Here is a 22,086-nt window from a genome sequence, read left to right on the forward strand (position 1 = left end):
CAAGTGCTACTTTAGTTAGAATTGATAACTGACTTATCAACAGTGTTTTTAGAACTACTGGTTAATGCCTTTCTGGCTTTTGAAATCTTTCGTTTCAGCCATTTGTAGGTTAAGACCAAACCCGTACTGCTGGCGGCCATGCCCCCGAGTAATAAGGCGATGAGCGTAATATCCCAAAGCGGTCGGCGGTAGAATAGAAAGCTAAAATCCAGGCTGTGCAAACCGTGGTAGAGCCAGCGTTCGAGCCGGGTCAGGCTTTGATGTTTATAGACTACCTGACTCGTTTTTAAATCTACGTAATACCAGATTTGTTCCGGGGTGTCCAGTTTTACTCGTAAAATCGGTAATCGTTTTTCTCCGTTTTTCGAGTAATAGTAATCATCGTAAGCAGTAAGAATTTTTGTTTCCAATACCGGGCTTTGGGGATGCAAGGTACGAATGCTTTGCTCGATTGTCCCTGAATCAAAACGTTCAAAGGGTTCTGCTCCCGTCTGATTCGCTAACAGAAGTCGGGTATGATGGTCGTCCTGAAAAGCCAGGTAATAGGGCTTACCGTTGAATTGAATCAACTGAATTTCTTTGATCGTTAAATCATTCGACAACTTCTGAAAAGCATGGGCGGGAGTAACCGTGAAGAGTGTAGGGTTAAGCGGGCCGCCCATCCACTGCTCGGTTTCTTTGAGAGAAAGTCGGCTGGAAGGGGCCCAGTTCCAGGGACTCATGGAAAACAATCCGCTCAGAACCCAGGTGAAAGCGAAAAAGCCAAAGATAAATCCGGTATAATGATGCCAGCGAAACCAGCGTTTTTTGTAAGGACTAAAAGCCAGTGAATCAGGATTTTTTCGTGTAAAACGAAGGAACCCCATCCCAATGCCAGCCAGGCACATCATGCAGCCCATTACCGAAATCCAGATGACTACCTGACTCCAGACGGGCCGCTGCCGAATCAAAAAAGTCGGATAGATCCAGTGCGGAATGGGGCCCAGCCAGGCCAGGAAGCGTTGACGAGCCGTAACACTTTGCACGACTTCATTTGAAAAAGGGGAAACGTAGATATACGCACCGTCGTTCATTTTCAGTCGATACACTTCAGGCAGATAGCCCTGGTAGCGGTGGGCAGCCATCCACTGGTCAATTTGGGTTAGCTTTTCGACTTGCCTGACTTCCGCTTTTGTCCAGTTTTGGGCTAATTTACGGGCTAAGGCTTCATTCCCGTAGGGTAGAACGGTAGCGGAATCAGCGTAAAGACTCAGGTGACGGTTTTGTAAAGTAATGATCCGGTAGACCGGACGATTCAATACCATGCCCAGACGGATAGATTTGATAGAATCACTGAGCCCTGTTTTATCAAGAACTTCTGCTGGAGTAAGCAGACAGGTACTCCAATCTATCTTGGCCGTTTGCTGAAACTTCTGATGGGATTTTAGGGTGGGATACGACACGTACATCATCATGATTCCCGACAGAAACCAGATGAGAAAAATCAGGCTTAGGGCAAACCCGAGATACCGATGAATCAGCCGTACCGCTTTAGTAAATCTTTTCACAGAACATGGTAAAAACCGCTGATTTTCAGACCAGCGGCTTAAGAGTTTAGAGTTGATAACTAATCGTGAGTAGGTAATGTCGGGTAGCTCCGGGATAAAACTGCCGGGTTAGAATTACGTTTGTAAAGTAACGTTCGTTGAACAGGTTATTCACATTGGCCCGAATATCTACCCGGCTCATCTGGTAACCCAGGGCCGCATCAACCGTTTTGTAAGCGGGTAATTGGTACGTATTGGCAGCGTTCGCGAAGGCCTTGCTCTGGAAGTTAAAGCCTGCTCCGGCATTTAAGCCTTTCAAAGTCGTTTGCTGAATGGTGTAATTAATCCAGGCATTCACCAAGTGTTTGGGAGCGAGAATAGCCGCGTTTCCGGCAACGGGATTTACCTCGGCACTGGCAAAAGGTAAATATTGAGCCTGCGTGAAGGTATAACCTGCCGTAAGATCAAGTCCGGCGACTGGATTACCCTGAGCTTCTATTTCAACCCCTTTCGATTCTGCCGAACCTATGCGTTTGAAGATACCACCGGACAAACTTTCCACCTGATTATCTTTCCGCATGTAGTAAATGGAGGCATTGGCCGAAAACCTGGAAGATAATTCCAGTCGGGAACCCACTTCCGCCTGATAACCCGTTTCGGGATCGAAGGTCTCGCCGTTGGGAGCCACGCGACGGGAAGGCTTGAAGTAAGTTGAATAAGAAGCGTATACCGATAATGGTTCAATGGGTTGATACACCAGCCCTAGTCGATACGTCAGGGCATTACGGGCAATGGTTGAGGTGGCCCCGTAAGAGGTGACGTGACGTTCCCGATCCACCTGATCGGTATAATAATCTCCTTTGAAGAGGTCGTAACGTAATCCGACTAAGGCTTTGATTTTCTCGGAAAAACGGATGAAATCCTGTAGATAAATGCCGTGAACCGTTTCTATCGTAGCCCGGTAGTAAGTATCATAATAGTTGAGGTAGCCTTGGTTTTCGATAGGGTTGACAACTGGAATTTTAGCAAACTTGCCGGGCCCATCAATTGTACCGTTGTACGTTTTTCGGTCCAGATAGTTCAGCGAATAGCCCAACAATACTTTCTGCGAAATTTTGCCTGTATTCCAGTCATAGGTTAACTCCAACTGGTTTTGGAGGGGTTTGGTCAGGTGATTGAAGTAATAGGGGAACGAGCGGGTAATGGAATCGAGTCGGGAATTGAGGCTTAACTCTTCCGTTGAGAAATAGTCAATGTTATCATCCGAATACGAAAGTTGATTCGAGAGTTTCAGGTGAGGCGTTAACTCCCGCACGTAACGAAGCTGGAAATCCGTCCGTGTGTGTTTTAGAAAATCAGCAGGATCATTATAGCGAGTCGTGATATCCATGCCGGGTACCAGAGCCCCACCTGCCAGTACTGGAATGCCTGAATCGGTTCGGTAAACATCCTTGTTGGCTCCCACGGCAAGATAAAAGTAATCTTTGCTGGTGGGCGTGTATTCCAAAGCTACGTACGCATTATTGGTAGCCACACCCGCCTGCCGAAATCCGTCGGTATTAGACACGCCAAAATCCATGCGGTAACGAAGTTGGGTGTTGATGGAACCACCTGCTCCGGCCCGCATGCGGCGGGTATTAAAGCTCCCGTAGCTGGTCGAAAAATTGGCTCTGAAATCAGCCGTGGGTTGTTTACGAACGATGTTAATGATACCCCCTAAAGCCGAGTGCCCAAAAAGCACCGAAGCAGGGCCTTTTAAAACTTCGATCCGTTCCACATTGGCGAGGTTGGTGTTGGGTGCACTGGTGGAGATGTTATGCCGCTCATCGCGAACACCATCCACCAATAACACAAAGTTGCTGAAACCCCGAATGGTAAAGTGTTGAAAACCACCGTAGGTATTATTGGAACGCACACCCGTGGTATTTTTCATGGCATCGCCCAGATCGTCAATGCCGCGTTGTTCGATGGTTTTGACCGTAACTGAGCTGACTGACAAAGGCAAATCACGAATGGGAACGTCGATTTTGTTAAGGGCTGAAAACGAACGGTTTCGCTGACTGGTAATGGTTACTAACGAGAGCTCGTGCGTTTTTTGATTGAGCTGATAACGTAGTGGCAGACGTTCGCCGGCTTTCACCGTTACCTGAGTTTGATGTGCTTCATAACCTACCCCGCTGACGGTTAACGTATAAGTACCGGTAGGAATGTTTAGTAGCTGAAAACTACCCTCGGCATCCGTGGTAACGCCAAAAGTAGTGGCCTCCAGGCGAATGGAAATGCCGGGTAAGGGTTCTTGATTCTCGGTTTCAACGCGGCCTTCGAGTGAACCGTTTTTTTGTTGAGCGTAACTCTTTAGCCAGACGCTAAGGATAAATGCCAGGGTAGATAAAATGATTTTACTACTCAATCGTGAAGTAGAAGTGGGGAGCATAACTTTTAACAAAAAAGGTTAAAAGCTCTCGGCTTACCTTCCAGTCAATCAGGAACCAGGGAAACAGAAGAAGTCAGTAGAGTTTACGTATAGACGCGACGGTGCATGCACGGCTGTGCCTACCATCCATAAACTCCCCTTTGACGACGCTCTAACCCGTGAAAGCATGATCAGCTAAGAATAAAGGCAGGTCTCCTGACTCGTCCCCTCCCAAACGCCTTCCCATATCCTAACGACACAGTGGCTTTATTGTCAAGGAGTTTACTCAGTTGTCCGTTTTTAGTTTGCCGTTTTCAGTTAATGACCACTGAAAACAGAAAATTGAAAACAGAAAACGGAGCGGAACTTACAGTTGCACGACAGTTCGTGATTTGCACACGATTCCCTATTAATCTGCAGTTAAGCAGAACCTTTTTCCGTGGAAAAATGAAGTAAAGAACTTGAATGAAGGAACAAAAGTAGGGTATAATTCAGCCGTTTATGGACTTACGTTCAATAATAAATTTTCCAGGTGAGGTCTGAACGTTAAAAATAATCGTACTTTCGCGGCTCAATTGGTGCCTTTTCTGCCCGTCAGAAGAAGCTTAAAAGGGAATCCGGTGCAATCCCGGAGCAGTACCCGCTGCTGTAATTTCTACTTAGTTTACAGTTTGCCGTTTACGGTTTTCAATTAGTTTACTACTAACTGAAAACGGCAAACTAAAAACGGACAACTAAGTAAACTCTAAACATTAATGCCACTCCAGCGTGCTGGGGGAAGGCGTTTGGAGTGGAAAGAGCCAGAAGACCTGCCTGTTAAACATACCATTCATGCTTTCGGGAAGAAAGGCAGGAGGCTTCACATGCTTAGGAGGTGTTTCCACCTCTGTCCTGTTTCCCGTGTATACACTCAAAAGGGAAACAAATGATCAATCCTTTATTACTCGATTCGCTGGTGTTGGGCATACAACATTCCTTTGAACCCGATCATATGGCTGCCGTTTCCGTGTTGGCCAGTGAAAGAAAAAAAGGCCAGCTTTGGCGAGTCATCTGGCGGTCTTCGCACTGGGCTTTAGGGCATTCCTTTACGCTGATTCTCTTTGCCTGCCTGATTCTGCTGCTGAAATCCCAGATCTCGGAAGAGGTGGCTTCCTACGTGGAGTTTCTGGTGGGCCCTTTAATGATCTGGCTGGGGGTAGTAGCCATCCGGCGAAATTTTGTTCCGGCACCCATTCAAACGCCGGAAGAGGCCAAAATCAGCCGTTCCTTCGGAGTAGGCATGATCCACGGATTGGCCGGAACGGGAGGAGCCTGTACCGTAGCCTTGACCCTGGCGGCCAAAGATGCCAGCACCGCCGTTTGGATTATTATTCTGCAAAGCCTCGGCATTATCGTAGCGATGACTTTGTACGGTTGCATTCTGGCTTTTTCGCTGAAGCAGGTCGTGCAGCGGGCCGAAAAAGCCCTGGTAATCATCAATTATGCCGTAGGTATTTTCTCCATCCTCATTGGATTCGTAACCCTTTACGAATCTTTTCAGTAATCCTTAGCACTTTTTTCCCCTTTTTCATTTTATATATTTTTACATGCGTTTTACGCCTTATTCGCTGGGACTGGCTCTGCTGGCTCACCAGGCTTTAGCTCAAACTCCGGCTGATTCCAGCCGCAATCTTAATCCGGTGGTGGTAACGGCTACCCGTTCCGAAACCCGACTGGATCGCATTCCCCAAACGTTAAAACTGATTAATCGGGCGGATCTGGACTTAACCCCTGCAAACGATCTGACTGACCTAGTTAAAAAAACGGCGGGCGTACAGGTAATTCAGTATCCGAATCTTTCCTCGGGGGTGGGAATCCGTGGGTTCCGTCCGCAGTTTTCGGGTTTGAATCAGCGGACGTTATTACTCATTGACGGTCGTCCGGCGGGAGCGACGAATCTTTCCACGATTCAGTTATCGGCCATCGACCACATTGAAGTTCTGAAAGGTCCTGCTTCGGCTTTGTACGGTTCACAGGCCATGGGAGGGGTGATTAACGTGATTACCCGTCGTTCGAAAGGAACGCCTACCGGAAACGCTTTTGCCGAATATGGTAGTTTTCAAACGCTTCAGGCTGGCTTTTCTTCGGGGGGTAACCTGACCAGCAAACTCGATTACGATTTATCCTTCGCTTATTTTGAACGGGGAAAAGATTACAAAATCGGGAAAGACAACTGGCTACGAAATGCGTTCGGTTTTAAAAACGCCGTGAAGTATTACGCCAAGGGTACGAGTGAAGAAGTAGATGATCGTCGTGACGATGGTCAGACGCGGCCTTACACCCAATTACAGTATTACTCAGGAGCGTTGCGATTAGGATACCAGATTGCGGAAAACTGGCGGGTAGACGTTCGCGGCGAAAGATTCCAGGCTCGCAATGTTCAATCCCCCGGTGACATTGCTTACGGAATTACGGAAGCCAGTAGTAAGGATGTCGAGCGGGCTTCGCTGGAAGCTTCCTTAACCGGACAAATCGGTGCTCACCAGCCTAGTCTGAAGGTGTTTACTGCCGATGAGGCGAATAATAACTATACCCTGAATGCTTCCGGTAAACCCGTCATCCCTTACCGCTCGAATCGCACGGCAAATGCCTGGTCGGGTTTACAGGTGAAAGATGTGTGGAAGTTAGGACAGCATTCGCTGGTGCTGGGTTATGATTATACCAATGCCTCGACGCAGGGTCGCCGCTGGAGTGATGCCACAACCGAGCGTGCTCCCACGCAGCCCGATTATGCTCTGATTTCTTCGGCTTTTTACGCCCAGGCAACGCTGAACGTTGATAAACTAACGATCCAACCCGGCCTGCGTTGGGATCAGATTACTTTTGATGTCAAGCAAACCCCTTTATTAACGTCGTACCGGGCGGGGAAGAAAACCAATCCCTTCCTGAGTCCTAACCTGGGGGTGACCTATCAGTTGCCTCAGCATTTAAGAATCAAAGCGACTGTAGGGCGTGCCTTTGTAACCCCCGATGCTTACAATGTAGCGGGGTATTCCGAAGCCCGAACCACCGCCGGGAAAATTGCCGTAACCAGCGGAAACCCTGACTTAGCGAATGAAAGTAGCTGGAGCTGGGATGTGGGGGTGGACTACCAGCATCAGGGTTTCTACGCTAATGCAACGTATTTCTCTACCCAGGTGAAAAACCGCATTGCCCGCGTCGTACGGACGGTAAATGAGCCGTTTGGCAATGGGGATGTGATTGTTTCGAGAACTACGTTTATTAATGCCGCCGATTCGGATATAAACGGTCTGGAAGCGGAGGCGGGTTATGACTTTGGTTATAATCAGAAACACGCCCTTCGTCTTTTTGGTAACCTGACAACGATGTTCAAAGCTCAGGAGGTAATTGTCGGAACGGATGAATCCCGGACGGAACGGATGATTGCCAATGTGGCGAAAACCAATGTCAATTACGGACTAGAATTTGATAACCGTAAAAACCTGCGTCTGCGATTAACGGGCCGTTACGTCGGTACCCGCCGCGATATTGATTATACAGATGCCTTGAATCCGGAAATTGAGTATACGCCATTCATGGTGGTTGATCTGGTGGCTGCGTATACGCTTGAGAAAAAGCACACGCTGACTTTGTTACTCAATAACCTAACGGACGAAAACTACTACGAAAAACGCGGTTATAACATGCCCGGTCGGAGTGTTTCGTTACGGTATGCCCTTCAGTTTTAAAGTACTGCTTGTTTTGAGTATGAAAAGGCCTTTCCCATTGGGGAAGGCCTTTTGTCTTAGTAATAAACGTTTGGTAAGGATGTTAATGGTTTGATAGTTAGCTGGTTAGTAGTGATAACGTAGAAATGGCGAGCTTAAAAATGAATTAAAATACGCATTTCCGCTGGCGGATGGCTGAGAAAAAGAGTTCAGTATACAAACTCAAAACTTGAACCATGAAAGGATTAGCTTGTATTGCTCTATTAACCATTTCAAATGCCTTTATGACGCTGGCCTGGTACGGACATTTGCAGGTAAAGCAATGGCCCCAACTGGCGAAACTATCTTTATTCGGCATCATTGCCCTGAGCTGGGGCTTAGCCTTCTTCGAATACGTATTTCAGGTGCCAGCCAACCGTATTGGCTCGGACGAGACGGGAGGGCCCTTTTCTCTCTTCCAATTGAAGATCATTCAGGAAGTAGTCTCCCTGACGGTGTTTACACTGATGACGGTATATCTGTTTAAAACGGATCGACTGGCCTGGAACCATGCCGTTGGGTTTGTCTTTTTAGTAATTGCGGTGTTTTTCATTTTCAAGAAATGGTAAGGTCTTCTACCGTTACTCCGCAGCCTTCCCGGCAAAGTTTGTCGGCACTGGACAAAGCCAATTTTCTACTCGCCGACGTTCGCGATGGTATGGGCCCTTATCTGGCTATTTATCTGATGGTCAGCTTAAAATGGAAGCCTCAGGACATTGGCATTGCCATGTCCGTAATGGGTATTACAACCGTAGTAATGCAAACGCCCGCTGGGATACTGGTGGATCGTACGACACGAAAAAAGTTGTTTACGATACTGGCTTCCAGCTTAATGGCCGTGGCCGCTCTGCTTACCATCCTGCTGCCTAGTTACCCCGTCATTATGGGCGGTCAGGTGTTGATGGGCATTTCTGCTGCCTGGTTTACACCCGCCGTGGCCGCGATCACGCTTGGGCTGGTGGGCCATCAGGCTCTGGATGCCCGTATTGGTCGCAATGAAACGTTTAATCATGCGGGTAATGTTGTAGCGGCATTACTGGCGGGTATAATTGGTTACTTTCTAAGCAGTAAGGGAATTTTCGTGTTGTTGGCCCTGATGTCCGTTTTAAGCAGCTTAAGTATCTGGCAAATCAAGAGCGAAGAGATCAATGACGAGCTAGCCCGCGGCAGTGGGGAAGCCAACGAGAGCGAGGCAAGTCCATGGAAATCATTATTGGCCAAGCCTTCTCTGTTGTTTTTTGCTTTGGCCTGTGTGTTGTTTCATTTTGCTAATGCCGCTATGTTACCCTTACTGGGGCAGCGTCTCTCCCTGAAAGCCGATGCTGGAGGAGCGTCACTGTATATGTCGGCCTGTATCATCGTTGCACAAGTTGTCATGATTCCCGTCAGTGCCTGGGTGGGGAAGAAGGCTTCGTCGGGCCGCAAACGGTTGTTACTGATCGCTTTTCTGGTTTTGCCGATTCGAGGCGTACTCTATACTCTTACCAGCGATGAAGAATTACTGGTATGCATTCAGATTTTGGATGGGGTTGGAGCCGGAATTTTTGGCGTATTATCCATTCTCATCGTATCGGATTTAACGCAGGGGTCTGGTTTATTTAACACCGTTCAGGGAGCCATTGCTACGGCGGTGGGGCTAGGAGCTTCGTTAAGTAATGCGTTTGCGGGCTTTTTACTTCAACGGAGTAATTTTCAAACGGTTTTTCTGGTCCTCGCCGCCATTGCCCTCGCCGCTCTTATCCTCGTCTGGCTGGGCGTTCCTGAAACCCAGAAGTCCAGTGAAAAAGCTCAGGTTGCCTAAGCTATTACTTACCATGCAGCCTGTCATCCAGAGCGAAGCGAAGGACCTTGCTTAGTGGTCGGCTTTGCTTCTTATGGGCAAGTTTTCTATTTCCCCGCAGTCACTCGGCAGAGCCGAGCGACTGCGGTATACTTCTAGAATTCAATCATCCTTTCCTGTCATCCAGAGCGAAGCGAAGGACCTTGCTTAGTGGTCGGCTTTGCTTCTTATGGGCAAGTTTCTATTTCCGCAGTCACTCAGCTCTGTCGATCGACTGTGGGAGCTTTTGCAATGGAAAACGCCTTGATTTACCTTCCTGCAGAAATGTAAATTAAGGCATGTAAGAAAACCCGGGTTAGCTTACGAAGCCTGTCGATATGGGGTATTTCTCAGAAGCTTCAGGTTATTGAGTTCTGGAATAATCACTAGGTCATGCTCCGTGACAATGCCTCGGGCAATCCAGTTCATTACGGTACCGTGCGATTTATTGTAAAGACGGCAGTAATCGGTAATAGTTACCCATTCGCCAAGTTTGTATTCTACGCCGTTGTAAACGACAGCTCCCTTGATTGAATTAATGATGCGTTCAGCGTCGGCCGTAAACTGTTCAAACTCCAGCTTGTCTTTCTCTAGTTTTTCAAAATTTGTAACCGGAGGAACATAATCCGGTAATTGCTCTAGTTCGATCCTAAATTGATCGTTAAGCCGAATCCGTTCGTCTAAATCGGTCACATTCGTTGCTAATTTTCTGTATTTTTCTTGAAGTTCTAAAGCTGTCATGGTAAGTTCTTTTGATTATTTAATAATACGTTTTTTGTTGTAAGTCGTTGAATATCAGTAAATTAACTAACAAATATGGATATAATCTTAATAGGGGCTGGGTCTGTACGATTATCGAAGTATTTCGTTTATTTGGTCAATTTGTCTTTTGTAAGATTTTGCTTTCTTTATCGTTAAATCATATTCTTCTCGTGTGGTGTTTAAGTCAAATTGTAGGATTTCTTCCATTTGGGCGAGATGTTTTTTTAGGGTTTCTCTTAATTCTTGAAGGTCTTTTCTTTCCTGATCTGTCATCTTTGTGGGGGAGTGATGATATAAAGATCAGTAGTGTTAAGTTATTTAACAAATGTTTTCAGGTATAAATAAGCTTCATCAGGAATCGTTCGACCCTGCCGAGTGACAAGTAGAGTGCAGGTCTCTGGCCGAGAGCAGCCAAAGCTTTTTTAGGTTAGGCAAACCTTTTGCTTTCTAGTAGATTTCTTTGCCTCAGACGGCCAGAGGCCTACAGTTATACGGTCACTCGGCAGAGCCGAGCGACTGCGGAGGGCAATGACTAATTCAATAATTGAAAATATAAATAATCTTTTTACAGGAAATATTTCGAAACTTTTGGTCCTGGGGCTGTTAATGAAGTAATGAAAGAGATTTTCAATGGTGGAAGTCGTTTGATTTTAGAAGTTATGAGGATAGAATGAAACTTGAACAAGAGTTAATTAAAAAGGTACACAATGAATAAGTTTATAAATTTTATGATTTTATATGCAAGCCTGTTATTAGGTGAAACAATAAGCAGTTTTTTAATCGTTTTAGTCTACTTTAGTTTTGAAGAATTAGATTTAAAAGGTAGTTTAGATGCGGCTTTTTTATGGAATGTATGGAGATTGATATTTCATGGTTTGCCGTTTACTATGCTGTACTTTTTGATATTTAAATATATAGAAAACATTAATTTGGAAAAACCATTATTGTTTTCTATTTTTAATTTATTAGTTTATATTTCATTATCTGTTTTATCAAGGATGATTTGGGGTAATAATGTTCCATTATCTCCAACAGTAATGATGTTTTGGATAACTTGTGTATCGATTATTATCTGCCCTATTATCTTGGGTAAAATACCGTATTTTAAAAAAATAATGGAAAATTTATAATAAAAAATAAGAGTGTAATTATCCTTATATAATTCTAAACTATTTTAAGTGTCAAGCTATTAGAGCTGAATTATAACAGTTTAGGATGAAAGGTAAAATGTTACAAAACATATCAAATGAATTTTTTATAGAATAATGGATTTATTGGAAACAATTCCAATAGACAACTAATATCATGCAAAAATATTTACAACTTCTGTGGGTCTTCAGCCTGCTGAGCAGCACTTACTTTGCCCAAATTCAGGGCAAAGTCTATCAGGATGGCAACGCCAGCGGCACCCAGGATGCCTTTGAATCTGGCATACCGGGTATTCGCGTCGCGGCCCTCAATGCCCAGTCCCAACTCATCGATCAGAACTCTGGCCGATGGTAGCCAGAGCACTTTAGGTCAGGCAAACCTTTCGCTTTTGGTAGACTTCTTTGCCTGAGACGGCCAGAGGCCTATGCGGTCACTAGGCAGAACCCGAGCGGCTACGGAGATAAGGATTCTCATAAAATTCAAAAGGGCTTCATTCAAAATCGAATGAACCCCTTCTTGGTTTTCAAAAGTTACCCGCGATGGTAAGTCTCAGCCCATTTTTTCAATTGTCGCTGATGAGCTTCCGTTAATTGGCCGGGAATTAATCGCCATTTCCAGCACGCTTCGTTCCCGGCTGGCGTATTCATGCGAGCGGATTCGTCTAGTCCCAACACATCCTGTACGGGAAGTATGGCGGTTTGAGCTACCGACGAATACACCAAGCGAATGAGAACAAAGTGAATGGTTTCTTCTTTTAAAGGTCCACCCAGGTATTCTTCCAGTCGGCGATGGTCATCGGGGCTTAAATCGTTCCGGTACCAGCCTTTAGTCGTATTATTATCATGGGTTCCCGTATAGGCAATGCTTAAGGGAGAATGATTATGCACGATGTTCACCGAGTACGGCATGTCTTCGCTGAATGCAAAATGAAGCACTCGCATCCCCGGTAGCACACAGGCATCGCGGAGTTCGTACACGTCCGTTCCGATATCGCCGAGGTCTTCTGCTACGAGAGGAAGACTGCCGAGTTTTTCCCGAAGCACGTCAAAGAAAGCAGTACCGGGCCCGGGTTTCCATTCGCCATTTTTAGCCGATTTTTCCTGAGCGGGAACTTCCCAGTAACTGGCAAAAGCCCGGAAGTGGTCGAGCCTCAGTAAGTCGTACAGTTCCATGTTCTTGCTGATTCGATTGAGCCACCAGTCGTATTTTCGGGCTTTCAGAACATCCCAACGATAAATGGGCATGCCCCAGCGTTGACCATCTTCGTTGAAATAGTCCGGTGGTACGCCCGCTACACAGGTCATATTCCGCTCTTCGTCGAGATGGAAAATATCAGGATTGGCCCAGACGTCTACCGAATCATAACTCGGATAAAAGGGTAAGTCCCCAAAGAGCTTCACATTCCGAATGTTACTGTATCGCCGAAGCTGATGCCACTGCCGGAAGAAAATAAACTGAATCCATTGCTGATAAACCAGAGCCTCCGCCTGTTCTTCCCGGAATTGTTGTAGGGTAACCGCGTCGCGAAGTTTAAAGGACTCGGACCATTCGTGCCAGGGCTTATGATCCTGTTGCTGCTTGATGACTACATACAGCACAAAATCATCCAGCCATTCGGCTTCGTTTTGGCAAAAATTTTCAAACTCTCGTTTCAGTAAAGGCCGTTTTTGGTACTGGGCATAGGCCTGTTCCAGCAATTGATGCTTCAATGCCAGAGCCTGCTCAAAATCCGCCTCGGGCGTTTCCATAATTCGGTATTCCGATAAATCACCCAATAAGCCCTCGGCCTGTAATAGCTCAGGGCTAATCAGCATGGGGTTCCCGGCCCGGCTGGAAATGGAACTGTACGGCGAAAAACCCTGGTCTGCTCCGGTTGGGTTAAGCGGTAATAACTGCCAGTATGTCTGTTTACTCTTGCTCAGAAAATCAGCGAATTTATAGGCCTCAGGTCCTAAATCGCCTACCCCGAAAGCAGAGGGCAATGAAGTGACTGCCAATAATAACCCCGCCGAACGATCCCGAATGTCGGGCTGACCTTTGAGTAAAGCCAGCGGTAACTCACTGAATAAATCCTGAACGAGCCACTCAGAAGTGAGGGACGCCAAACCCAGCAGGTTTTGCCAGTTTTGAGGAGCGTCTTCGGGAATAATCACGCGGGTGTCTTTCCAGTCAATTTCCAGTACTTCATGAATGGAGCCAATCTGAGCCGCGTGCAGCGGAACCGCCACGACGTACCAGTTTTGCTTGTACCGACGGGCAAAAGCCAGCACGTGATCCTTGTAGGTACCTTCAACTGTTAAGGGCAGATAAAGTCCCTCGGTGAAAGTATCGACGTTTTCTTTGCGTTCCTGAAATAACGCATGCGTTAACCAAAGCTTGATTTGGCCCGAATAGCGGTGCTGCCATAAAGCCCGCCAATCGAGCGACTCGATGTCATTCAAGTATTGTTCCCGTAATGAATAGTCAACCGGACGGCGGTTATCAGGATCTACCAGACTTAAATCCCAAAGTTCCGTTCCCTGATATACGTCGGGAACACCGGGCGAAGTGAATTTCAGTAAGGTCTGCGAAAGTGAATTGACAATGCCCCAATCGCAAACGCTGCGATGAAATCCTTCGAAGGTCTTATAAAAATCGCTGGATTTGTTGAGTAAGGAAGACGCAAAATCCTTGGCTGCCTGCTCGTAATTTTCATTCGGTTGCGTCCAGCCAGAATTCACTTTTCCTTCCCGCAGAGCCTTGGGTAAGTATTCGTGCAAACGGTTTTCGAAATCATCTTCGTCCTGACCGGGCATGGGATGAGCTCCTACAACTGTCTGGTAAATCAGGTATTGATCGTTCGGTTCCAGCTTCGTTTGCGGGTGCATGGAAAACCAGTTACTAACGGTTTCAATCCATAGTTCTGGCAAATCCGTCAGGGCGTTGAGTCTGGCCCGTACATCTTCCCCGCGTTTCGTATCGTGGGTTGAGGTACCATTTAAGGACAGGGGCCAATGTTCCTGCCGATCCTGCATTAACTCGTGGTAGTGTTCGGAGGTAATCCCAAATTCCTCAACCGAATCACCCACTTCATTATGCCCGATGAAACGGGTATAGGTATACAACAACGTGTCTTCCACACCTTTCGCCATGAGAGGCCCGGAGAACTGCATGCAGCGTTGGTAAAAAGGCAACGCTTCTTCCAGGGTCAACGTTTTTTCGAAGGCATTAATCGAGGCTTTTTTCTCGGGATACTTTTTACGAATAGCCTTGAAAATTTCTTTGTTGGCTTGCTGTTCTTCTTCCCCCAGCGGCCAGGCGTTTCCGTAATAGCGATATACCGGGCAATGAATGAGGTAAAGAGCAATGGTGTCTTTCAATGCCTCCTTTTCTAGCGTCGGTAAGTTCAGGCTCTCATACAAACGCACCAGGTTATCCAGTTCCCCGCCCATGTGGTCGAGGAGGATCATGGCTTTTTTCTGGTGAATCTGTTCCTGCGTAGGCGTTTGATCACCCGTGAGCCGTTGGTAATACTTCGTAAAAGGTTTCTCAGCGGCCTTATTCGTAAACAGATTATTGACGTATGAAAGAAAATCATACCCCGTATTTCCCTGAATCGGCCAGCTTTCATTCAGTTTTTCGCCGGGTTCCAGAATTTTCTCAACGGTAATGTACGTTTTCGGTCCGGCTAAATCCCGAAGATGTTCGAGGTAACTGCTGGGATCATACAAGCCATCGATGTGGTCAATGCGTAAGCCCTGAAAAACACCCGTATCTACCAGTGTTTTAATGTATTTATGAAAATGCTCAAAAACTTCAGGCTTCTGAATATTCAAACAGATCAAACCATTTACCGTAAAAAAGCGGCGGAAGTTGATTTGCTTATCCGTTTCGGCATAATGACAAAGTCGAAAGAACTGGTTTTTAGCCAGTTCCAGTAACTGTTCCTTTGACTGGTTAATCTTTTTCAATTGGGCTTCAATGGCGGCCACAAGCTCTTCATCTTCCTGCAAAGGCTGAAGTAATAATTCACTCAACTGAACGCCATACAAACCATTGTCCGTAATGTCTTCGAGTTTTTGGAGCGAATCAAGTAACGTTTTTGCCGCCGGAATCTTCTCCAGAATACTGGCGTAACTGGCAGGATTAACCGGGAATTCTGATTCGTCGTATAAATTCCAAACCAGTTGACCTCGGCGATAGGCCAATTGCAACTGATTTTCCTGGATTACCTTTTCCAGCGTATCGCCCAGAAAGGGGGCCATGATCTGCCCCGGACTTACCGGGTTGTCCCAGTCAATGTCGAAAAAATCGGCATAGACCGAACGTTTGCCTTTTTGAAATACGTCCCAGATCCAGAGGTTAGCCGGGCTATAGGCCATGTGGTTCGGCACAATATCCTGTAACCACTGGAAACCTTCTTCGTGAATTTCCTGAGAAATGCGTTCAAAATCTGCTTCATTACCGATTTCCGGGTTAATGCGATGCGGATTGAGCCCGTCGTACCCGTGCGTGCTGCCGGGTGTGGATTCAAAAATGGGCGAAGCATAAATCGTGCTAACGCCCAGTTTTTTCAGGTAAGGAATAATCGCTTCGAATTCTTTCAGCGAAAAGTCCTTATGAAACTGAAAGCGGTACGTGGCGATGGGGTTATTCATGGGAATAAATTAAAATCGATTCGGGTTGAAGAGTTAATTCGCTACGGGCCTGAAGTTCATCGGGAGAAGCTTTCTCGCCACCCCATTGAGGGTCCGCAGAATCAAGACATTTTTTCCAAATGGGAGCCTGATCAGAAACAGTAATGACGTAAGGATCAGAAGAAAAATTCATGCAAATTAAAAGCTGTTGCAAACCTTCCCAGCGACGCACGACGATGACATCTTTGGCTTCGTCGACCGTGACCTCCATATCCCGTCGATCCGCTTTGCGAATCAGGGCATGGTCCTTGCGAATCTGGATGAGCTGCTTGTAATAGTTGTAAAGCGTGTGATGAATGTGATCCTGTTGTAAGCCCCACTCAAGTTTAGACTGATCGAACGTATCCTGAATGGTAGGGTCGGGGGCTTCTCCTTCGCCATGAAAGGCTGCGAATTCCCGCTTTCTTCCTTCGCGAACTGCCGTTGAAAGTTCCGGGTCGGTATGATCGGTAAAGTAGAGGAAGGGCCGGGATTCTGCCCATTCTTCGCCCATGAATAGCAAGGGTAAAAATGGACTTGTGATTACGGAGCCAGCCATTAACTTCAGCATCTCGAAGTTCGTCAACTGACTCGACCGATCTCCATTCATGCGGTTTCCGATGTGATCGTGGTTTTGAGAAAAAACCACGAACTGATGACTCGGGAACGGGTCCGTTGGGGTACCAAACGTTTTGTTTCTTCGGAAGGTGTATTCTCCTGTGTGTACATAGGCATTTTGGTAGGCTTTGGCAAAGGCTGCCGTTCCGTCCATATCGGCGTAATAGCCCGTACGCTCGCCTCCGGCTGATACCCGGAGGGCATGGTGAAATTCATCACTCCACTGGGCGTCCATGCCGTAACCTCCCTTTTCAAACGAGTTAATGAACCGCGTATCGTTTAACTCCATCTCTACGATCAGGTAATGATTTCGGCCCGTTTGCTGGGAAAGCTCATTCACGTATTGCTTGATTTCTTTCAGAATATGCACCGGACTAAAATCCCGAATGGCATGAACCGCATCAAGCCTTAACCCATCGATATGAAAATCACGGAACCACATCAATGCATTTTCAATGAAGTAGTCGCGAACGCCATCGCTCCATTCATCATCGAAATTGATAGCTTCGCCCCAAGGCGTCAGGTATTGCTTGGTGAAGTAAGGGCCGTATAAAGAGAAGTAGTTTCCATCTGGCCCCATGTGGTTGTAGACTACGTCCAAAACGACGGCAATGCCTTTTTCGTGACAGGCATTAACCATATGCTTTAAGCCTTCAGCTCCACCGTAAGAATCCTGAACGGCAAAGGGATATACTCCATCATAACCCCAGTTCCGTTTACCAGGAAATTGAGCAACCGGCATCAATTCAATAGCCGTTATGCCTAAATCAACCAGGTAATCCAGTTTGGATTCAACGCCAGCAAAGGTGCCTGCTTCCGAAAATGTACCGACGTGAAGTTCGTAGAAAATGTAATCTTCGAGGTTTGGGTTTTTCCAGGACTGGTCAGTCCAGTCATACGAGCTAATGTTGAGAGCTCTGGAAGATCCGTGAACGCCATAAGGCTGGCTGATGGAAGCCGGATCGGGAACGTGGCGACCGTCGTTGAGAACAAACTGATATAAATCGCCAGGTTTTAATTCAGGGGTGGTTAATTCCCAATAGCCAAATTTATCTTTCTGTAACGGATACATCGTCCGTGTTTGGTCCAGATAAATTTCTACTGATTCAAGCAGGGGGGCCCACACCACAATGTGGGCCTCTCCTGCCTGATTGAAATTCACCCCGAGGCTGCGAGCACTCAGGTCTATTTCTTTCATGGTTAATGAGTCGAAAGCGGGCTTTTCAGTACAACGACTGATCGGCCTTCTACGGTTATCTTTTCTCCGTTATCGTATTTTTCTCCATTCTCATCGACGTAGTTGTTGTAGCTATCCACCACTTTCACCCAGTTACCGCCCCATTTTTTCGAGGGAATCTGGTATTCAATGGGTTCATAGTGAGCGTTGAAAAGCACGTAAAAACTGTCGTCAAGAATCCGTTCACCTTTTTCACTGACCGACTTAATAGCGTGACCACTCAAATAAACGCCCAGTGATTTAGCGTAACCGTTTTGCCAGTCTTCATCACTCATTTCGTTGCCGTCGGGCAGGAACCAGGCGATATCCTCGCGATCTGTTCCCTGAACGGGCTGACCTTTAAACCAGCCTCTACGGCAGAATACGGGGTGATCCTGGCTAAACTTGATGATTTTCTTGGTGTATTCCAGCAGGTCCACATCCTGGTTATCCCAGTGGAGCCAGGAAATTTCGTTGTCCTGGCAGTAGGCGTTGTTGTTACCTCCCTGCGTACGGCCAAACTCATCCCCAGCCACCAACATCGCTACCCCTTGCGAGAGGAAAAGCGTGGTCAGGAAATTACGTTTTTGCTGTTGACGTAACTTATTGATTTCTTCGTCATCCGTTGGGCCTTCGACGCCACAGTTCCAGGAGCGGTTATGGCTTTCTCCATCATTATTATCCTCACCATTGGCTTCGTTATGTTTGTCATTGTAACAAACCAGATCGTTGAGGGTAAAGCCGTCGTGAGCGGTAATGAAATTAACACTAGCGGTTGGGCTGCGGTAATCTTCACGGTATAAATCAGGACTACCCAGGAAGCGGCTGGCAAATTCGCCGAGCTTACTGTCTGCACCTCTCCAGTAATCACGCACGCAATCCCGGTACATACCATTCCATTCGGCCCAGCCGGGGGGGAACTTACCCACCTGATAACCGCCTTCACCTACATCCCAGGGTTCTGCGATGAGTTTTGACTGCGAGATAATAGGATCTTGATAGATGACGTCAAAGAAAGAATTCAGTTTATCAACGTCGTGTAAACCACGAGCCAGCGTTGAGGCTAAATCAAAGCGGAACCCATCTACGTGCATCTCCTGAACCCAGTAACGAAGGCTGTCCATGATTAAACGCAGAACGTTAGGTTGCATCACGTTGAGCGTATTACCCGTGCCCGTGTAATCATTGTAGTAACGACCTTCGTGCAAACGGTAATAAGCCGCATTGTCGATACCTTTGAACGAGAGCGTTGGACCTTTTTCGTTACCTTCTGCCGTATGGTTATATACGACGTCAAGAATTACTTCAATGCCGGCTTTGTGAAGTTCTTTCACCATCGTTTTGAACTCGGTAACCTGCTCGCCGCGTACACCTGAACTGGAGTATTCTGCATCAGGAGAGAAGAATCCGATGGAGTTGTAACCCCAGTAATTCTTCAGCCCTTTTTCGATCAGATGGCTGTCGTTAATGAACGAGTGAATGGGCATTAACTCTACCGCGGTGACACCCAGTTCTTTCAGGTATTTGATGGTAACAGGATGTCCCAGGGCTGCGTAAGTACCCCGGATTTCTTCGGGAATTTCGGGATGTAACTGCGTAAAGCCTTTTACGTGCGTTTCGTAAACAATCGTGTGGTTGTAAGGAATCTTGGGGAACGTATCACCTTCCCAGTCGAAATTCGTGTCAATAACCACTGATTTAGGCACGTAAGGAGCACTGTCACTCTCACTGAAAGTCAGGTCTTCTTCGCCCATTTGGTACGAGAAAAGTGACTCGTTCCATTCGACGGTACCCGCTAAAGCCTTCGTATAGGGATCGATCAATAATTTGTTACGATTGAATCGGTGACCGTTTTCAGGTTCATAGGGACCGTCTACCCGATAGCCGTACAATTGTCCGGGTTGTAGTCCTGGAATGTAAACGTGCCAGATGTGATAGGCTCGTTCCAGTAAAGGAATGGTAGTAGTTTCAGACTGACCAGAAATTTCATCAAACAGACATAAATCAATTGCTGTAGCATTTTCTGCAAAAATGGCAAAGTTTACACCTTCACCATCATATGTTGCCCCTAGCGGAAAAGGAGAGCCAGGGTAAGTAGTAGTGGACTTCATTCGTTGGGTTTCGTATAGTTTAAGTTGACTATAAGATTAGCCTTGTTTGGTTGATTACGTTATAACAGGCATTTCCTAAGTACACTTTATTAGTTAAAAAACTAGTGGCAATAACCGCGTCAATCATAATTGTAGAAAATTGAGGAAAAATGGGTATGACCTCAGCGAACTTACCAAAAAGTTTCTAGTTTGTTTCCAGGGATTCACCCATGTATACTGCCACGCTCCAGGGTAATAATTGTATTGACGTATTAGCATATACGTTTTCTGGGAAAGTCTTTTCATGCGTGGATTCACTAAAACGAGTTTCGTAGGAGTGAACAAGCAAATCCCATTGTTCGCATCTATGCGGAACCTTTGCCTCTACTTGCTGATCGGACAGATTAAAAAAGGCACTCAGGTAATGCGTACCCGACGAATTTTGACGAATTAACACAAAGCCAGATTCATCAATGGTTTGTACCTGGGTAGAACTCCGGCTGAAGTTTTGAAGAATGGGTTGGGTTTTACGAAGCTGAATCAGAGCCTGATACCACTCAAGCATTTGCTGATGTTTCCCTTCTTTTCGTTGATCCCAGTCCAATACCGAATCCTGAAAGGTTTTTTTATCCTGAGGATCGGGCGGTGCTTCCTCTTTCCCTTCATTGAATGATTTGAAGTCTTCTTTACGACCCTTCTGTACCATTTCAATTAATTCCGGTTTGGAATGACTGATGAAGTATAGAAAAGGCGTTTGAGCGGCATATTCCTCGCCCATGAACAACATCGGAACGCTGGGGCTCAGCATCATGGCGGCAGCGGCTACTTTGAGTCGATCTGCACTTAGTAACATCGACAATCGTTCGCCGAGGAGTCGGTTTCCCGCCTGATCGTGGTTATCAATAAACGCGATAAACTGGTGCCCGGGTAAACTAACGGAGGAGGCTCCAAATCTTCGTTTGCGGACCTTATTGAATTCTCCACTGTGCACAAAACCATCGGTATAGGCTTTGGCTAGCTGGTCCATCCGGCCAAAATCAGGGTAACGTTTCAGTCCTTCTTTTTCATCAATGATGGAATAGAGGGAATGATGAAAATCGTCAAACCACTGAGCCGTGAAGCCCCAGCCACCCGTATCTACCGATTTTAATACTTTCGGGTCATTCAAATCGCTTTCGGCAATGAGTACAACCAATCGACCCAGGCGTAGCTCCAGTTCATGAACTTTCTCGTGAAGCAATTGCCAGAAGTTAACTGCACTTTGATCGAAAATAGTGTGAATGGCGTCAAATCGCAGGCCATCTACGTGGAATTCTTCAATCCAGTATAGGGCATTCAAAATAAAAAATTCTTTGACGGCATCACTCCAGGCACCGTCCAGATTCATGGCTCCTCCCCAGGGCGTACAGTATTTGTCGGTGTGGTAAGGGCCAAATTCTTCCAGGTAATTTCCTTCGGGACCCACGTGATTATATACCACATCGAGGTAGACGGCAATGCCTTCCGCGTGGCAGGCATCCACCAGTTTTTTGAAACCCTCCGGCCCGCCGTACGTATTTTGAACGGCATACAGAAACACGCCGTCATACCCCCAATTGCGACCGCCAGGGAATTGGGCGATGGGCATAATCTCGATGGCATTAACGCCAAAAGCTTTTAATTCTTTCAGTCGTGGGATAATGGCTTCGAAGGTGCCTTCCGGCGTAAAGGTACCAACGTGTAATTCATACAGAATCACCTCCGGAAACGGCACCCCTTTCCAGGTTTGATCCTGCCATGGGTAGGTCCGATGGTTAATGACTTCGGAAGGACCATGAACGCCTTCGGGCTGAAATTGAGAAGCAGGATCGGGGTAATGATGCTTATTTTCAGGCCGGAAAAAGTAACGAGTACCGGGTTCAATTTCCGAAAGAGTGAGCTCAAAATAACCTGATCGGGATTTAGTCATGGGTAGAATTTCTTCTTTTGGATGCACTAACTCCAGCATCATCTGCTCTTTCTCGGGAGCCCAGACCGTAAAGGTACACGAGCCATTGCCTTGATAATGAGAGCCTACTTTTTTCATAGGAAACAGTTGAAGAATTGATTATGG

At 46.5% G+C, this 22,086-nt stretch carries 14 protein-coding genes and 2 riboswitches; of the genes, 5 read left to right on the forward strand and 9 right to left on the reverse strand.

The window, feature by feature from the left end:
• Nucleotides 1-11: 11 nt before the first annotated feature.
• Entirely contained in the window at nt 12-1,547 is a 1,536-nt protein-coding gene (locus QE357_RS24605; protein ID WP_309713885.1) for a PepSY domain-containing protein, read from the reverse strand.
• A gap of 46 nt (nt 1,548-1,593) precedes the next feature.
• Nucleotides 1,594-3,960 (reverse strand): TonB-dependent receptor, encoded by a 2,367-nt coding sequence (locus QE357_RS24610; protein ID WP_309713888.1) that lies wholly within the window; start codon nt 3,958-3,960, stop codon nt 1,594-1,596.
• A gap of 167 nt (nt 3,961-4,127) precedes the next feature.
• Nucleotides 4,128-4,389, reverse strand: a riboswitch (cobalamin riboswitch).
• Between the two features lie 109 nt (nt 4,390-4,498).
• Nucleotides 4,499-4,771, forward strand: a riboswitch (cobalamin riboswitch).
• A gap of 93 nt (nt 4,772-4,864) precedes the next feature.
• Here QE357_RS24610 and QE357_RS24615 point away from each other — a divergent pair.
• The 4 genes from QE357_RS24615 to QE357_RS24630 all read left to right on the forward strand — a co-directional run bounded on the left by QE357_RS24615 (nt 4,865) and on the right by QE357_RS24630 (nt 9,486).
• A complete protein-coding gene (locus tag QE357_RS24615) occupies nt 4,865-5,482 on the forward strand; it encodes a cytochrome c biogenesis protein CcdA (RefSeq protein ID WP_106635969.1) in 618 nt (205 codons plus the stop codon).
• Between the two features lie 43 nt (nt 5,483-5,525).
• On the forward strand, nt 5,526-7,667 hold the full coding sequence (locus QE357_RS24620; RefSeq protein ID WP_309713892.1) for a TonB-dependent receptor: 2,142 nt from the start codon (nt 5,526-5,528) through the stop codon (nt 7,665-7,667).
• Between the two features lie 215 nt (nt 7,668-7,882).
• Nucleotides 7,883-8,254, forward strand: a complete 372-nt coding sequence (locus QE357_RS24625) for a DMT family protein (RefSeq protein ID WP_106635967.1) — start codon at nt 7,883-7,885, stop codon at nt 8,252-8,254.
• Nucleotides 8,248-9,486, forward strand: coding sequence for an MFS transporter (locus tag QE357_RS24630; RefSeq protein WP_309713896.1), 1,239 nt, complete (start codon nt 8,248-8,250; stop codon nt 9,484-9,486). Before QE357_RS24625 ends, QE357_RS24630 begins: the two co-directional genes overlap by 7 nt.
• 339 nt (nt 9,487-9,825) lie before the next feature.
• Here QE357_RS24630 and QE357_RS24635 read toward each other — a convergent pair whose 3' ends face one another.
• Nucleotides 9,826-10,245, reverse strand: a complete 420-nt coding sequence (locus tag QE357_RS24635) for a hypothetical protein (protein WP_309713899.1) — start codon at nt 10,243-10,245, stop codon at nt 9,826-9,828.
• Between the two features lie 111 nt (nt 10,246-10,356).
• Entirely contained in the window at nt 10,357-10,539 is a 183-nt protein-coding gene (locus tag QE357_RS24640; RefSeq protein WP_106635964.1) for a hypothetical protein, read from the reverse strand.
• Nucleotides 10,540-10,973: 434 nt separating this feature from the next.
• Between QE357_RS24640 and QE357_RS24645 the strand changes: the two genes are divergently transcribed.
• A complete protein-coding gene (locus tag QE357_RS24645; protein ID WP_309713903.1) occupies nt 10,974-11,396 on the forward strand; it encodes a hypothetical protein in 423 nt (140 codons plus the stop codon).
• A 187-nt stretch (nt 11,397-11,583) separates the two neighbouring features.
• Here the strand turns inward: QE357_RS24645 and QE357_RS24650 are convergent, their stop codons facing one another.
• The 5 genes from QE357_RS24650 to treZ (QE357_RS24670) form a co-directional block, all read right to left on the reverse strand.
• On the reverse strand, nt 11,584-11,778 hold the full coding sequence (locus QE357_RS24650; protein WP_309713906.1) for a hypothetical protein: 195 nt from the start codon (nt 11,776-11,778) through the stop codon (nt 11,584-11,586).
• A 167-nt stretch (nt 11,779-11,945) separates the two neighbouring features.
• Nucleotides 11,946-16,052 carry a malto-oligosyltrehalose synthase gene (gene treY, locus QE357_RS24655; protein WP_309713909.1) on the reverse strand — a complete coding sequence of 1,369 codons (4,107 nt, stop codon included), beginning with the start codon at nt 16,050-16,052 and terminating at the stop codon, nt 11,946-11,948.
• Nucleotides 16,045-17,886, reverse strand: coding sequence for a malto-oligosyltrehalose trehalohydrolase (treZ, locus tag QE357_RS24660; protein WP_309713912.1), 1,842 nt, complete (start codon nt 17,884-17,886; stop codon nt 16,045-16,047). The genes treY and treZ (QE357_RS24660) overlap by 8 nt, the downstream gene beginning before the upstream one ends.
• 2 nt (nt 17,887-17,888) lie before the next feature.
• A complete protein-coding gene (gene glgX / locus QE357_RS24665; protein ID WP_106635960.1) occupies nt 17,889-20,015 on the reverse strand; it encodes a glycogen debranching protein GlgX in 2,127 nt (708 codons plus the stop codon).
• A 184-nt stretch (nt 20,016-20,199) separates the two neighbouring features.
• Nucleotides 20,200-22,059 carry a malto-oligosyltrehalose trehalohydrolase gene (gene treZ / locus QE357_RS24670; protein WP_309713918.1) on the reverse strand — a complete coding sequence of 620 codons (1,860 nt, stop codon included), beginning with the start codon at nt 22,057-22,059 and terminating at the stop codon, nt 20,200-20,202.
• Nucleotides 22,060-22,086 lie beyond the last annotated feature (27 nt).

It is taken from the genome of Siphonobacter sp. SORGH_AS_0500, assembly GCF_031453245.1.
Taxonomy (GTDB): Bacteria; Bacteroidota; Bacteroidia; order Cytophagales; family Spirosomataceae; genus Siphonobacter.